14 protein-coding genes and 1 riboswitch are annotated in these 14,962 nt (G+C 62.2%); of the genes, 10 read left to right on the forward strand and 4 right to left on the reverse strand.

Annotated features, from left to right (window positions below; genetic code table 11):
• The first annotated feature begins 49 nt into the window (after positions 1 to 49).
• From sufB to AC0C6X_RS12560, 8 genes are all read left to right on the forward strand, one after another.
• Entirely contained in the window at positions 50 to 1,519 is a 1,470-nt protein-coding gene (sufB, locus tag AC0C6X_RS12525; RefSeq protein WP_173516582.1) for a Fe-S cluster assembly protein SufB, read from the forward strand.
• A gap of 78 nt (positions 1,520 to 1,597) precedes the next feature.
• Positions 1,598 to 2,353, forward strand: a complete 756-nt coding sequence (gene sufC / locus AC0C6X_RS12530) for a Fe-S cluster assembly ATPase SufC (protein WP_173516581.1) — start codon at positions 1,598 to 1,600, stop codon at positions 2,351 to 2,353.
• 22 nt (positions 2,354 to 2,375) lie between these two features.
• Positions 2,376 to 3,656: a Fe-S cluster assembly protein SufD gene (gene sufD, locus AC0C6X_RS12535; RefSeq protein WP_472953400.1), complete on the forward strand. Its 1,281-nt coding sequence runs from the start codon at positions 2,376 to 2,378 to the stop codon at positions 3,654 to 3,656.
• Between the two features lie 129 nt (positions 3,657 to 3,785).
• Positions 3,786 to 5,027, forward strand: a complete 1,242-nt coding sequence (locus AC0C6X_RS12540; protein ID WP_472953401.1) for a cysteine desulfurase — start codon at positions 3,786 to 3,788, stop codon at positions 5,025 to 5,027.
• Positions 5,028 to 5,096: 69 nt separating this feature from the next.
• Complete coding sequence (locus tag AC0C6X_RS12545) at positions 5,097 to 5,477, forward strand: SUF system Fe-S cluster assembly protein (protein WP_173516578.1); 381 nt, start codon at positions 5,097 to 5,099, stop codon at positions 5,475 to 5,477.
• A gap of 98 nt (positions 5,478 to 5,575) precedes the next feature.
• Positions 5,576 to 5,968, forward strand: a complete 393-nt coding sequence (gene sufA, locus AC0C6X_RS12550) for a Fe-S cluster assembly scaffold SufA (RefSeq protein ID WP_247958953.1) — start codon at positions 5,576 to 5,578, stop codon at positions 5,966 to 5,968.
• Positions 5,969 to 6,060: 92 nt separating this feature from the next.
• Positions 6,061 to 7,566: a sensor histidine kinase gene (locus tag AC0C6X_RS12555; RefSeq protein ID WP_472953403.1), complete on the forward strand. Its 1,506-nt coding sequence runs from the start codon at positions 6,061 to 6,063 to the stop codon at positions 7,564 to 7,566.
• A gap of 10 nt (positions 7,567 to 7,576) precedes the next feature.
• Positions 7,577 to 8,005: a response regulator gene (locus AC0C6X_RS12560; RefSeq protein ID WP_173516575.1), complete on the forward strand. Its 429-nt coding sequence runs from the start codon at positions 7,577 to 7,579 to the stop codon at positions 8,003 to 8,005.
• A gap of 167 nt (positions 8,006 to 8,172) precedes the next feature.
• Here AC0C6X_RS12560 and gcvP read toward each other — a convergent pair whose 3' ends face one another.
• The 3 genes from gcvP to gcvT are packed head-to-tail and all read right to left on the reverse strand — an operon-like array spanning position 8,173 to position 12,555.
• The gene (gcvP, locus tag AC0C6X_RS12565) at positions 8,173 to 11,037 is read right to left on the reverse strand and encodes an aminomethyl-transferring glycine dehydrogenase (RefSeq protein ID WP_247958955.1); all 2,865 of its coding nucleotides are present in this window, start codon (positions 11,035 to 11,037) and stop codon (positions 8,173 to 8,175) included.
• A complete protein-coding gene (gcvH, locus tag AC0C6X_RS12570; protein ID WP_173516573.1) occupies positions 11,037 to 11,399 on the reverse strand; it encodes a glycine cleavage system protein GcvH in 363 nt (120 codons plus the stop codon). The genes gcvP and gcvH overlap by 1 nt, the downstream gene beginning before the upstream one ends.
• Positions 11,400 to 11,415: 16 nt before the next feature.
• A complete protein-coding gene (gene gcvT / locus AC0C6X_RS12575; protein ID WP_173516572.1) occupies positions 11,416 to 12,555 on the reverse strand; it encodes a glycine cleavage system aminomethyltransferase GcvT in 1,140 nt (379 codons plus the stop codon).
• 141 nt (positions 12,556 to 12,696) lie between these two features.
• A riboswitch (glycine riboswitch) is annotated at positions 12,697 to 12,784 on the reverse strand.
• A 221-nt stretch (positions 12,785 to 13,005) separates the two neighbouring features.
• On the opposite strand from gcvT, the gene AC0C6X_RS12580 reads away from it, so the two are divergent.
• Together AC0C6X_RS12580 and AC0C6X_RS12585 are read left to right on the forward strand one after the other, a co-directional pair.
• Positions 13,006 to 13,395, forward strand: coding sequence for a hypothetical protein (locus AC0C6X_RS12580; protein WP_247958958.1), 390 nt, complete (start codon positions 13,006 to 13,008; stop codon positions 13,393 to 13,395).
• 96 nt (positions 13,396 to 13,491) lie between these two features.
• Positions 13,492 to 14,490 (forward strand): DUF1775 domain-containing protein, encoded by a 999-nt coding sequence (locus AC0C6X_RS12585; protein WP_472953405.1) that lies wholly within the window; start codon positions 13,492 to 13,494, stop codon positions 14,488 to 14,490.
• Between the two features lie 22 nt (positions 14,491 to 14,512).
• Here AC0C6X_RS12585 and AC0C6X_RS12590 read toward each other — a convergent pair whose 3' ends face one another.
• A complete protein-coding gene (locus AC0C6X_RS12590) occupies positions 14,513 to 14,869 on the reverse strand; it encodes a hypothetical protein (protein WP_173516569.1) in 357 nt (118 codons plus the stop codon).
• Positions 14,870 to 14,962 lie beyond the last annotated feature (93 nt).

The following is a 14,962-nucleotide window of genomic DNA, read 5'->3' on the forward strand; positions in this document are numbered from 1 at the left end:
CGTGTTGACAAGCTGCCGGACCTTGGATCCGGCAAGATTGGAGAACGACATGCCTGCCGTGCAGGAAACCATTGATCAGGTCCGTCAGATCGACGTCGACCAGTACAAATACGGGTTCGAGACGCATATCGAAGTCGAGAAGGCGCCGAAGGGCCTTTCGGAAGACATCATTCGCTTCATTTCGGCGAAGAAGAATGAGCCGGAATGGATGCTCGAGTGGCGTCTTGGCGCCTATCGCCGTTGGCTGACGCTCGAAGAGCCGACCTGGGCCCGTGTCAGCTATCCGAAGATCGACTTCAACGAGATTTACTACTATGCCGCGCCGAAGGGCACGGCGGGTCCGAAGTCGCTCGACGAGGTCGATCCCGAAATCCTCAAGGTCTACGAGAAGCTCGGCATTCCGCTGAAGGAACAGGAAATCCTCGCGGGCGTCGAGAAGTCGAAGATCGCCGTAGACGCCGTCTTCGACAGCGTCTCGGTCGTCACCACCTTCAAGGAAGAGCTGAAGAAGGCCGGCGTGATCTTCATGTCGATCTCGGAGGCGATCCGCGAACATCCCGAGCTCGTGCAGAAGTATCTCGGCTCCGTCGTTCCGACGACCGATAACTACTATGCGACGCTGAACTCCGCGGTCTTCACCGACGGTTCCTTCGTCTATGTGCCGAAGGGCGTGCGTTGCCCGATGGAGCTCTCGACCTACTTCCGCATCAACGAGAAGAACACCGGCCAGTTCGAGCGCACGCTGATCATCGCCGACGAGGGCGCCTATGTGTCCTATCTCGAAGGCTGCACCGCGCCGCAGCGCGACGAGAACCAGCTTCACGCAGCCGTCGTCGAGCTCGTCGCGCTCGATGATGCCGAGATCAAGTATTCGACGGTGCAGAACTGGTATCCGGGCGACAAGGACGGCAAGGGCGGCATCTACAACTTCGTCACCAAGCGTGGCGATTGCCGCGGCAAGAACTCCAAGATCTCCTGGACGCAGGTCGAAACCGGTTCGGCGATCACCTGGAAATATCCGTCCTGCATCCTGCGCGGCGACAATTCGCGCGGCGAGTTCTATTCGATCGCGGTCTCGAACGGCCACCAGCAGATCGACTCGGGCACCAAGATGATCCACCTCGGCAAGAACACGTCGAGCCGCATTATCTCCAAGGGTATCGCTGCCGGCGTCTCGGAAAACACCTATCGCGGCCAGGTTTCGGCCCACCGCAAGGCCGAGAACGCCCGCAACTTCACCCAGTGCGACTCCTTGTTGATCGGCGACAAGTGCGGCGCGCACACCGTGCCCTATATCGAGGCGAAGAACTCGACGGCACAGTTCGAGCACGAGGCGACCACGTCGAAGATTTCCGAGGACCAGCTGTTCTACTGCCTGCAGCGCGGGATTCCGGAGGAAGCGGCGATCGCGCTGATCGTCAACGGCTTCGTCAAGGAAGTGATCCAGGAGCTGCCGATGGAATTCGCCGTCGAAGCGCAGAAGCTGATCGGCATCTCGCTCGAAGGCTCGGTCGGCTAAGGCCTTGAACTGAATATTGAATGGCGCGCATCGCGTTTGCGCGCGAACAGACATTCGCTTCCCAAGAGGACGATAGAAATGCTTGAAATCAAGAACCTGCACGCCCGTATCGCCGAAGACGGCACCGAAATCATCCGTGGCCTGAACCTGACCGTGAAGGCCGGCGAAGTTGCCGCCATCATGGGCCCGAACGGCTCCGGCAAGTCGACGCTTTCCTATATCCTCTCGGGCCGCGAAGACTACGAAGTCACCGAAGGCGACATCCTCTATAACGGCGAGAGCATCCTCGAGCTCGACGCTTCCGAGCGTGCGGCCAAGGGCATCTTCCTCGCCTTCCAGTATCCGGTCGAAATCCCCGGCGTTGCCACCATGCAGTTCCTCAAGGTGGCGATGAACGAGCAGCGCAAGTATCGCGGCGAAGACGAACTGACGACGCCGGAATTCATGCGCCGCGTCAAGGAAGCCGCAGCGGAACTGAAGATCGCGCCGGAAATGCTGCGTCGTCCGCTGAACGTCGGCTTCTCGGGTGGCGAAAAGAAGCGCGCCGAGATCCTGCAGATGTCGCTGCTTGAGCCGAAGCTGTGCGTGCTCGACGAAACCGACTCCGGCCTCGACATTGACGCGCTGAAGGTCGTCGCCGACGGCGTCAATGCGCTGCGTTCACCGGACCGCGCCGTCGTGGTCATCACCCACTACCAGCGCCTGCTCGACTATATCGTTCCCGATACCGTGCACGTGCTCTACAAGGGCCAGGTCATCAAGTCGGGCGACAAGACGCTGGCGCACGAACTCGAAGCCAACGGCTACGCGGACATCATCGGGGCCGCGGCCTGACGCCTGTTGAAGGAGTGTTCGAATGAATATGCAACAGGCAATCAAGATGACGGCCGCCGAAACGGCGCTTGTCGATGCCTATACGACGCAGATCGGCGATCTGCCGGGTGATGGCTCGGTGCTCTCGGTGCGCGACACGCTGGTGCACGAACTCAGGACCGCCGGCCTGCCGACCCGCCGGGTCGAATCCTGGCACTATACCGACCTGCGGACGTTGCTGCGTGCCGTGCCGGACGCTGATCCGACGGCCTTTGCCGACCGCGTTGACGCGCTGGTTCCGGGCTCGACCGTGCTTTCCGTCCGCAACGGCCGCGCCGAGGTCAAGGGCAGCCTGCCTGAAGGTGTGACCGTCCGTTCCTACGTCGACAGCCTGCTCGACGGTTCGGCGGCAGCCGGCCTGGCCGTGCTCGGCTTTGACGACGCGATCGGCCGCATCAATGGCGGCCTCGTTCGCGGCGGTCTCCAAATCGACGTAGCCGCTGGAACGGCACTGGAAGACCCGCTGGAAATCCAGCTGGTGCAGAGCCTGGGCCAGGCACACACGCGCTTCCCGGTGACCTTCGGGGCGGGTGTCACGGCAACGGTGATCGAACGGCATCTTTCAACTGATGACGCCGAAAGCTTCGTCTCGTCGGTCAGCGACGTGACGCTTGCCGAAGATGCCGATGTCATCTGGATCATCCTGCAGCAGCAGGGCGCTGCCGATACCCATCTCGGCCAGATCCGCTTCGACCTCGGCAAGAACGCCAAGTTGCATCTCTTCGTGATCAATGCCGGCGGCAAGCTGGTGCGCCAGGAGATCCACGGCAAGACGAGCGGCGAGGGCGCGGATTTCAAGCTGCGCGGCATCAACCTGCTTGGCGGCGAAAGCCACACGGACGTGACCTTCACGCTCGGCCACAACGTGCCGCACACGACCTCGACCGAGATCATCCGCAACGTCGTCTTCGATCGCGCCAAGGGCGTTTTCCAGGGCAAGATCCTGGTGGCCAAGGACGCCCAGAAGACGGACGCGAGGATGGCGTGCAACACGCTGCTCCTCTCCGACGATGCCGACCTGTCGGCAAAGCCGGAGCTGGAGATCTTCGCGGACGACGTTCAGTGCGGTCACGGCGCGACGGTTGCCGACATCGACCACACCCAGCTCTTCTACATGCTGGCGCGCGGCATTCCGGAGAACAAGGCACGGGCGATGCTCGTCAACGCCTTCGTCGCCGAGATCGTCGAAGAGCTGGAAGACCACGAAGCGGTGGTCGAGGCACTCGAAGGCGTCATTTCGACCTGGCTCGACAAGCACGCCTGAGCGTGCTCCTGCGTAATTCCTTAATTCGGCATCGATTTGGGGATAAATTATGCAGCAGTTCAACAAGTTACAGCGGCCTGGCGCGTCCTGGAAGGCGCACGGCGCTGTAGGGCAATTGGATTGAAAGACATGGAACACTCTGTACCGGTGCCCGCCTACGACGTCGAAGCGATCCGCAAGGATTTCCCGATCCTGTCGCGAACCGTCTACGGCAAGCCGCTTGTCTATCTCGACAACGGCGCATCGGCGCAGAAACCGCAGGCGGTGATCGACGCGGTGGCCCATGCCTATGCCAACGAATATGCCAATGTCCATCGTGGCCTGCATTTCCTGTCGAACGCGGCGACGGAAGCCTATGAGGCAGCGCGCGAGAAAGTGCGTCGCTTCCTGAACGCCCCTTCGCCCGACAACATTATCTTCACCAAATCCTCGACGGAAGCGATCAACACCGTCGCCTATGGCTACGGCATGCCAAAGCTCGGCGAGGGCGACGAGATCGTGCTGTCGATCATGGAGCACCACTCCAACATCGTTCCCTGGCACTTCATCCGCGAGCGACAGGGCGCCAAGCTCGTCTGGGCGCCGGTGGACGATGACGGCGCGTTCCACGTCGAAGATTTCGTCAAGTGCCTGACGGACCGCACCAGGCTCATCGCCATCACCCATATGTCGAATGCGCTGGGAACCGTGGTTCCGGTCAAGGAAATCTGCAGAATTGCCCGTGAGCGCGGCATTCCGGTTCTGGTCGACGGCAGCCAGGGCGCCGTTCACATGCCGGTCGATGTCCAGGATATCGATTGCGACTGGTACGTGATGACCGGCCACAAGCTCTATGGTCCGTCCGGCGTCGGCGTGCTCTACGGCAAGATGGACCGGCTGAAGGAGATGCGGCCGTTCCTCGGCGGCGGCGAGATGATCGAGGTGGTGACCGAGGACTACGTCACCTACAACGATCCGCCGCATCGCTTCGAGGCCGGCACGCCACCGATCGTCCAGGCGATCGGCCTTGGCTACGCGCTGGACTACATGGAAAAGCTCGGCCGCGAAGCGATCCGGGCGCATGAGGCGGACCTCACGGCTTACGCGCGCGAGCGTCTTTCGGCCGTCAATTCACTGCGGGTCTTCGGCGATGCGCCTGGTAAGGGCAGCATCTTTGCCTTCGAGATCGAAGGCATCCATTCGCACGACGTGTCGATGGTGATCGACCGCGCAGGCGTCGCCGTTCGCGCCGGCACCCATTGCGCCCAGCCGCTCTTGAAACGCTTCGGTGTCACCTCCACATGCCGTGCATCTTTCGGCCTCTATAATACAAGGGCCGAAGTGGACGCACTGGCGGACGCGCTGGAGCATGCGCGCAAGTTCTTCGCCTAAGAAATTGATAAAAGGTTCAAAGAGTTCCAGGATTTTTTTGAACCAAAAAAGAAAGCCCAGGAGGCCTGTATGAGCCTTGATGCTACGGAAGAAAAGGTCGATGTTCGCGAGGGCATCGTGCATTCGGCAATTCCGGCCGAGGAACTGGCGCGTCTCAGCGACGATATCATCGCCGCACTGAAGACCGTCTACGATCCGGAAATTCCGGCCGATATCTTCGAGCTCGGCCTCGTCTACAAGATCGACATCGAAGATGACCGCATGGTGAAGATCGACATGACGCTGACCGCGCCGGGCTGCCCCGTGGCCGGCGAAATGCCGGGCTGGGTCGAGAATGCCGTCGGCGCCGTCGAGGGCGTATCGGGCGTCGAAGTCTCGATGACCTTCGATCCGCCGTGGACACCGGACCGCATGTCCGAGGAGGCACAGGTCGCGGTCGGCTGGTACTGAGCCGACCACCGCGTATTGATCCGTCAAGGCACGGATACTACATTTGATTCTGTAAGGCGCCGGACCTTTACCCCGGTGACGACAAGGAGAATGAGCCCATGGGCTTTGCCGTTATGAGCCTGACCGATGCTGCCGCCGGCCGCGTCCGTTCAATTGTCGAAGGCGCCGGCGCCGATGCCAAGGGCATTCGCGTCAGCATCAAGAAGGGCGGTTGCGCCGGCATGGAGTATGCCGTCGATCTGGTGACCGAGCCCAATGCGAAGGACGACATGATCGAACATCAGGGCGCCAGGGTCTGGGTCGCGCCAGAGGCCGTGCTCTACCTGCTCGGCACACAGATGGATTTCGAAGTCACGGCGCTGCGTTCCGGCTTCACCTTCAACAACCCGAACCAGACGTCCGCCTGCGGCTGCGGCGAATCGGTCGAGCTGAAGCCCGCCGACCTCGCGGCACTCGCCGCTCGCGGTGATGCCGTGGTGCGCGCCAACTAATTTTCTCTGTTCCTTCAAACGGATAGGTCGGCCCGGTTTTCGCCGGGCCTTTTTTCTGCTGAGATGCGCTGACATGGAACAGGGGATCGGGCATGGCGGCGTTCAATGAGGATCTCGTCTTCAAGGCGCTCTACGAGGCCTTTCCCGATCCCGTGATCATCATCGACGCCGAGCGGATTATCCGCTCCGCAAACAATGCCGCCCTTCGCCAGTTCGGTTATCCCGCCGAAGAGTTCATCGACCGCTCGGTGCGGCTGATCTACGCCAACGACAAGGAATATGAGAAGCGCCTGCGCAACCGCGCGGCGCGCGTCGATGAAACCGCCGCCCGGACGTCGAACTATCTCTATGTCAGGCGCGACGGATCAACCTTTTCCGGCCACCTTCGCACGACGCCGCTGCTCGACAACCAGGGCGAGGAACTGGCGCTCATCGGCATCATCCGCGATGTTTCGGATCTGACGGAGGCTATGGGCGAGCGGCAGAAGGCTTCCGAGATGCTCAATGCAGCTCTGGAAGCGATGCCCGAGGGCTTTGCCATCTTCGACCGGCAGGAGCGGCTAGTCGTCTACAACAGGGCCTATCAGGCCATCTGCGGGCCGGCAGGAGCAGCCCTGAAGCCCGGTATCACCGCCGAGGAGATCCTGCTTCTGGGGCGGCAGGGCGGCCACTATCCCGATGCCTTGCCGGGCACCCGCGAGGGCGACGAGTGGATCGCCTCGCGCCTGCGCGATTTCCGTCACCCCGATGGTCGTCCCAAAATCTACCGCTATGCCGAAGATCGCTGGCTGCGCGTGGAGAACATCAAGGCGAAGGATGGCAATACCGTCGTCGCGCGCGTCGACGTCACCGATCTCAAGCGCGCCGAACTGGCGCTCGAGCGCCAGCGACAGGAACTCGAGCACAAGAACGAGGCGCTCGATCAATTCACGGCTACGGTGTCTCACGATCTGAAGGCGCCGCTCAGACACATCTCCATGTTCTCGGAAATGATCGAGGACGATCTGGCGGCAGGAGACCAGGCCGAACTCGCCGAGAATGCGCGTCATCTTCGCGACAGCGTGAAGCGGATGAACAGGGTGATCGACAGCCTGCTCGACTATGCGCAGATCGCGCACCGGATCAGCCATTGGACGAAGGTGCGACTAGCGGACGTCGTTTCCGAGACGCTGACGATGCTTGCCAGCGACGTGCAGGAAGCGCAGGCAACCTTCGAGGTCGGCGAGTTGCCGGAGGTGGATGGGGATCCGGAACTGCTCCGCCGCCTGGTCCAGAACCTGATCGGCAATGCGATCAAGTATCGGCACGCCGACCGCCAACCGGTGATCCGCATTCAGGGCGGCGTCGCCGACCAGATCGTCGAGCTGGTGGTCGAGGACAACGGCATCGGCATCGACCCGCGCTTTTCGACACGGATCTTCGAGGTGTTCCAGCGGCTGCACAAGGATGAATCCGTCTATGGCGGCACGGGGATCGGTCTGGCTCTTGCCAAACGCATAGCCGAAAGTCACGACGGCTCGATCCGACTTGACACCACCTTCCGCGAAGGCGCACGTTTCATCGTGCTTCTTCCGAGGCGGCTACGGAAGGCAAACTAGGGCGGAACAGGTGGTCTCGACGCCAAAGCGACTGCTCTTGGTGGAGGACGACGCGCACGACGCGCGCTTCGTGATGCGTGCCTTCGCGCAGGTGGACGAGACGATCGATCTGGTGCTGGCGGCGGATGCAGACCAAGCGATCGGTGAGCTTGCTCATGCCCATTTCGACTATGTGCTCCTGGATATCAAGTTGCCCGGCAGCGACGGTATCGAGCTTCTGCGGCGTATCCGCAGGGGACAGGCGACCGTCCTTATTCCCGTCATCGTGCTGACGTCGTCCAGCAATCCGGCCGACGTGCTCCATTGCTATCGCGCCGGTGCCAATGCCTATGTGGCCAAGCCTGCCTCGGTCGCCGGCTACCGGCACTTTGCCGAAGCCTTCGTGCGCTTCTGGATTGAAAACTCCATCCCGCCTCCCGGAATGAGCTCGCGTCGGTAAGTGCGCGGTCCGCAAGGACGCCGCGGATGAACGCTTCACGTCCTGGTGCCGATCTTTCTCTGCTTCGGAAGCGAATCTGGATGAGGGGCGCGTGGGGCGCGCTGTCACGCTCGCCGGATGGCGTGGGGGGAAACCGGCGGAGCGAGGCCCCGCCGGTTCGTTTGACGTTACTCTGCCGCTTCCGCGTAGCTTTCCAGCGGCGGGCAGGTGCAGACGAGGTTGCGGTCGCCATAGACGTTGTCGACGCGGTTGACCGGCGACCAATACTTGTCGACGCGGAAGGCGCCCGGCGGGAAGCAGGCCTGCTCGCGCGAATAGGGACGATCCCAATCGCCGACCAGGTCTTCGACCGTGTGCGGAGCGTTCTTCAGCGGGTTGTTGACCTTGTCCATGCGACCTTCCTCGATCGCGCGGGCTTCCTCGCGGATCGCCAGCATCGCATCGCAGAAGCGGTCGATTTCAGCCTTGGTCTCCGATTCCGTCGGCTCGATCATCAGCGTGCCGGCAACCGGCCAGCTCATGGTCGGGGCGTGGAAGCCGCAGTCGATCAGGCGCTTGGCAACATCGTCGACCGTGACGCCGGCGCTTTCGACCAGCGGACGGGTGTCGATGATGCACTCATGCGCGACACGGCCCTTCGACGACTTGTAGAGCACTTCGTAGGCCCCCTTCAGCCGTGCGGCGATGTAATTGGCGTTGAGGATCGCCACCTTCGTCGCCTGGGTCAGGCCTTCGCCGCCCATCATCAGGCAGTAGCTCCAGGAGATCGGCAGGATCGAAGCCGAGCCGAAGGGAGCTGCCGAGACCGCGCCCTCGTGTCCGTCCGTTTCCGGATGGCCGGGGAGGTAAGGGGCCAGATGCGCCTTGACGCCGATCGGGCCCATGCCGGGACCGCCGCCGCCATGCGGGATGCAGAAGGTCTTGTGCAGGTTCAGGTGGCTGACGTCGGAGCCGATGTCGCCGGGACGGGCAAGGCCGACCATGGCGTTCATGTTGGCACCGTCCATATAGACCTGACCGCCATGCTTGTGAACGATCTCGCAGACCTCACGCACGTTCTCCTCGAACACGCCATGGGTCGACGGATAGGTGATCATGCAGCAGGAGAGGTTTTCCGCGTACTGCTCTGCTTTCGCACGGAAATCTTCCATGTCGATATCGCCGTTGTCGCTGACCTTGACGACGACGACTTTCATGCCGGCCATCTGGGCAGAGGCAGGATTGGTGCCGTGCGCCGAGGTCGGGATCAGGCAGACGTCACGATGGCCGTTACCATTGGCGATGTGGTAGGCGCGGATCGTGAGGAGACCTGCATATTCACCTTGCGCACCGGAGTTCGGCTGCATCGAAATTGCGTCATAGCCGGTGACGGCGCAGAGCTTTTCCGAGAAGTCCTCGATCATGTGCTGGTAGCCAGCCGCCTGATCCTTCGGCACGAAGGGATGGATCTCCGAGAATTCCGGCCAGGTGATCGGCAGCATTTCCGCCGTGGCGTTCAGCTTCATCGTGCAGGATCCGAGCGGGATCATCGCCCGGTCAAGCGCGAGGTCACGGTCGGCCAGACGACGAATATAACGCGTCATCTCGCTCTCGGCGCGGTTCATGTGGAAGATCGGGTGTGTCAGATATTCGCTGGTGCGCAGCAGCGGCTGCGGCAGGCGGTAATCCGGCTCGAATTCTTCCACCTTGAAATCGCCGCCGAAGGCCCGCCAGACCGCCTCCAGCGTAACCGGCCGCGAACGTTCATCAAGGCTGATGCCGATCTTCGTGTCGCCGATCTTGCGCAGGTTCACTTCCTCGGCAACTGCGGTCTTGAGGATGATGCCCTGCAGCTTGCCGACCTCGACGGTGATCGTGTCGAAGAACACGTCGGGCTCGACGGTATAGCCGAGCTTTTCGAGGCCCATGGCAAGACGAACGGTCTTCTGGTGAACGCTCTGGGCGATCGCCTTGATGCCCTTCGGGCCGTGGAAGACGGCATACATCGAGGCCATGACGGCGAGCAGCACCTGCGCGGTGCAGATGTTCGACGTCGCCTTTTCGCGGCGGATATGCTGTTCGCGGGTCTGCAGCGACAGGCGATAGGCGCGGTTGCCGCGCGCATCGACCGATACGCCGACGAGGCGGCCGGGCATGGAGCGCTTGTGCGCGTCCTTGACCGCCATATAGGCCGCATGCGGACCACCGTAACCGACCGGGACACCGAAGCGCTGGGTGCAGCCGATGGCGATGTCTGCGCCCATTTCGCCGGGCGACTTCAGGAGCGCCAGCGCCAGCGGATCGGCGGCGACCGTGGCGATCGCCCCGGTCTGGTGCAGGCGGGCGATCAGTCCGGTGAAATCGTGCACGTGGCCGTAGGTGCCCGGATATTGGAAGATGGCGCCGAAAACGTCGACCGGATCGAGGTCGGTGAACGGATTGCCGACGACGATCTGCCAGCCGAGCGGCTCGGCGCGCGTTTTCAAGAGAGCAATCGTCTGCGGGTGGCAGTTTTCGTCGACAAAGAAGGTCTTGGCCTTCGACTTCGAGACACGCTCGGCCATCGCCATGGCTTCGGCGGCGGCGGTCGCTTCATCGAGCAGCGAAGCATTGGCAACGTCGAGGCCGGTCAGGTCGCAGACCATGGTCTGGTAGTTGAGCAGCGCTTCGAGACGGCCCTGGCTGATTTCCGGCTGGTAGGGCGTATAGGCCGTGTACCAGGCCGGGTTTTCCAGGATGTTGCGCTGGATGACCGGCGGCGTGATCGTGCCGTAGTAGCCCTGGCCGATCAGCGAGACGAGCTTCTGGTTGCGGTTGGCCGTTTCGCGCATCTTGTCGAGCGCTTCGCGCTCGGTCATCGGCGCGCCCCAGGAGAGCGGGGTCTTCTGGCGGATCGACGGCGGGACGGTGTCGTCGATCAGTGCATCGAGCGTCGGATAGCCGACGACCTTCAGCATCTCGTCCATTTCGGCCGGCGACGGGCCGATATGACGCCGGTTGGCGAAGTCATACGGCTTGTAGTCGGTAAAGGTGAAATCCTTGGGCATGCTCATCAGGCGACGAGCTCCTTATAGGCTTTTTCATCGAGAAGGGCGTCGGCATCGCCGGGATTGGTGAGCTTGAGCTTGAAGAACCAGGCAGCCCCCTGCGGGTCGCTGTTGACCAGCGACGGATCGTCAACGATCGCCTGGTTCACTTCGACGACTTCGCCGTCAAGCGGACAATAGACGTCGGAAGCTGCCTTGACGGACTCGACGGTGGCAGCGGAATCGCCCTTCGAGAAGGTCGAGCCGGTTTCCGGCAGTTCAACGAAGACGAGGTCGCCAAGCTGGCCGGCGGCGTGCTCGGTGATGCCGACGGTTGCGACACCAGCTTCGATCTTCAGCCACTCGTGTTCCTCAGTGAACTTCAACATGTGCGCTCTCTCCTGATCAGCGTTTGTAGGTTTGTTTGACAAAGGGCAGGGCGGCGACCGCTACAGGCAGGTATTTGCCGCGCACTTCCGCAAAAAGGGTGGTGCCGTTTTCGACATGGCCGGCGTCGACGTAGCCCATGGCAACAGGACCATCGAGGGAAGGGCCGAAACCACCCGAAGTCACCTGGCCGACCGGGGTCTTGCCCTCGGCGTCGGCGAAGAGCTTGGCGCCGCCGCGAACCGGCGCGCGTCCCTCCGGCTTCAGCCCGACGCGACGGCGCGAGGCGCCCTCGGCCAACTGCCCGAGGATGCGATCGGCACCGGGGAAGCCGCCTTCGCGGGCGCCACCGGCGCGGCGCGCCTTCTGCATCGCCCATTCGAGCGCTGCTTCCACCGGGGTCGTGGTGGTGTCGATGTCGTTTCCGTAGAGACAAAGGCCGGCTTCGAGGCGCAGCGAATCGCGGGCGCCGAGACCGATCGGCTTGACATCTGGATGTTCCAGCAGGCGCTGGGTCACATCGACGGCGGAGACGACGGGAATGGAGATCTCGAAGCCGTCTTCGCCGGTATAGCCCGAGCGAGAGATGATGCAGGTGACGTCGTGCAGGTCCGCCTCGGTAACATCCATGAAGCGCATGTCGGAGACATCGGCCCAGAGTTCGCCAAGAACAGCTTCGGCACGCGGCCCCTGAAGCGCGATCAGTGCCCGATCCGCGATCATCGTTACGTCGCAGGTGTCGGAAAGACCCTTCTTCAGCAGCTCGAAGTCGGCGTCCTTGCAGGCGGCGTTGACGACGAGGAACAGATGGTCGCCGCGATTGGTAATCATCAGATCGTCGAGGATGCCGCCTTCTGCATTGGTGAAGAGGCCATAACGCTGGCGTCCTTCGGCAAGGCCGAGCACATCGACCGGCACCAGCTTTTCGAGTGCCAGCGCCGCGTCTTCGATCTTGCCGGACTTCGGCCGGACGATGACCTGCCCCATATGCGAGACATCGAAGAGGCCGGCGGCAACGCGGGTATGCTGGTGTTCCTTCATCACGCCATCAGGGTACTGCACCGGCATTTCGTAGCCAGCAAAGGGCACCATGCGCGCGCCCAGGGAAAGGTGCAGCGCATGCAGCGGCGTATGTTTCAAATGAGGATTGTCTTCCAAATCCGGCCTCCAGGTCTGGCGCTCCCGCGCCGGCTCACACTTCCGGCGTCAATCGCCGTCGATTCGAGCCCCCTCTGTCCCTTTGCCTGAGATTGTTATCCCTTCGGCGAGCGCAAAAGCGCTTCTCTCCAGAGTCCTACCGGCACCTTGCTGGTCCTTTGGCCTGAGAGTTTCCGGGGCGGTTGCTCCTTCGGCACCGGAGTGAACCGGTTTCTCCCAACAAGATCGTCTCCAGATAACGGCGAAGGCGGGAGCTTGGCAAGAGGGCGGTGTCGCGGTGAAACATATTTTTGTCGCATGACCAAAAGACGCAGCCGACGCCGCTGCGGCAATTCTGCCTTTGCTTTCTTCTCCGGTTGAGGATAACCCAAGATCGATACGAGAGCGGGATGGGAAATATCTGTGCGGTTTTCCATCCGCATCCCACTCTAACCCATAAGAGTCGATCGGATGACAGGGCGCGAAGGCAAATTCGGGATAGCAGTGCGGCTGATCGCCGTATTTGCGCTCGTCTTCCTGACCTTTGCCCACAAGCCGCTCAGCGCCAAGACGCTGACACCGGCCGAGATCGCCGCCTATCAACTGCCCGACGGTACGCTCGCCGAAATCTGCTTCGGCATGGACGGAGTCGATCACCAAAGAGGCAAGGGCCAATCCATGGCCCCGGTCTGCGAAGCCTGCCGTCTTTCGAGTGCGATCCTTCTGCCGGTTCCGCCGGTGGAGAGCGTTCGCGCCGATACGGGCACATGGCTCGTTTCGCCTATCCTGACAGAAAACGATGCTGCCCATCAGCATCTGCGCCTGCTGCCGCCGTCGCGCGGGCCGCCGGCGCATTCGTAATCCTTCCTCCCGCTTTCCCATTACAATTCGCCGCTTTGGGCGGCTTGGACCACTGGCAGACGGGCAAAGGCCCGCGCGTGGTCAGGAGATTACGATATGACGAAAACCAGGATCGCTTCGCTTTCGCTCGGCCTTACCCTTGCCGCAAGCGGGATTGCCCACGCGCACGCGACGTTTGAAAACGACACGGCGCGGGTTGGGACCACCTTCAAGGCGGTGCTGCAGGTACCGCATGGCTGCGACGGCAAGCCGACGACGGAAGTTCAGATCAAGCTGCCGGAAGGCTTCGTCTTCGCCAAGCCGCAGCCGAAGCCCGGCTGGGAACTCGAGGTAATCAAGGGCGACTATAAGAAGACCTACGACAATCACGGCGAAAAGGTCTCGTCCGGACCGGTGGAAATCCGCTGGAAGGGCGGCAGCCTGCCGGACGAATACTACGACACCTTCGTCGTCCGCGGCAAAGTTTCGGGCTTCGACAAGGAGACCGTGCTTGCATTCCCGACCACGCAGCTTTGCGGATCCGGCGGCAAGGTCGTCTGGGACCAAGTGGCGGCCGAAGGCCAGAATGCGCATGACCTGAAGAGCCCGGCGCCGACTGTGACGGTAACGATGGCCGATGTCGCCGATCCCCATGCCGGCCATGGGGGGCATATGGGCGGGCATATGGCTGCTGCCGACGGGTCGGCAAAGATTGGCGACCTCGATATTTCGGACGGGTCGCTGAAGGCAATGCTGCCCGGCGCCAAGGTCGGTGGCGGCTTCCTGACGATCAAGAATGGGGGGGCAAGCGAAGACCGGCTGGTGGCCGTCGAGAGCCCCGCGGCCGCACGCGTCGAGATCCACGAGATGAAGATGGAAAACGACGTGATGAAGATGCGCAAGCTCGATGACGGCGTTGCGCTGCCGGCCGGAGAAACGGTCCAGCTCAAGGCCGGCGGCCTGCACCTGATGTTCATGGACGTGAAGACGCCGTTCGAGGAGGGCGATGCCGTTCCCGTCACGCTCGTCTTCGAAAAGGCCGGCAAGGTCGATGCGATGTTCCCGGTCGGCTCCGCCAAGGGCGGCGAAGCGGCTGGCGGCCACAAGCATCAGTGATTAAGATACTGCGACGCCCGCCTCAGGCGGCGTCGCTCTCATCCTCTTGGCCGCCGGGTTCCTCCTGCCGGCCTTCGTTTTCCTGCCTCTCGGCGCCGTCGTCATCATCACGCATGAATTCGAGATAGCGGCGCAGGGCTTCGGCCTCCGAGCGCTCCGGCAAGCGGCCATCGGCGCTTGCCAGCATGAAGGCGAGGGGCAGGGCACCCCTGGTCTTGGGGACGGAGACCGCCGTCAGCCGGGGCTCCTCGGGGCGCCGGATCGAAAGCAGCGTGATCGCCTCGTCGGTCGGACCGTCACCACCTACGCGTGCCGACGGCTTCAGCGCTTCCGCTGCATAGGCCGCCATCGTCGCGGATACTGTGACGACCTGTGTCACGTCTTTCCTGCCTTCCCGTTGTCAATCCTTTCTTGTCGCTCAATTCCACTTGCAGGCGTGTAAAAACCGGCGGCCAAATTTTAAGAAAATCCT

The sequence above is a fragment of the Ensifer sp. VA4 genome (assembly GCF_055710065.1).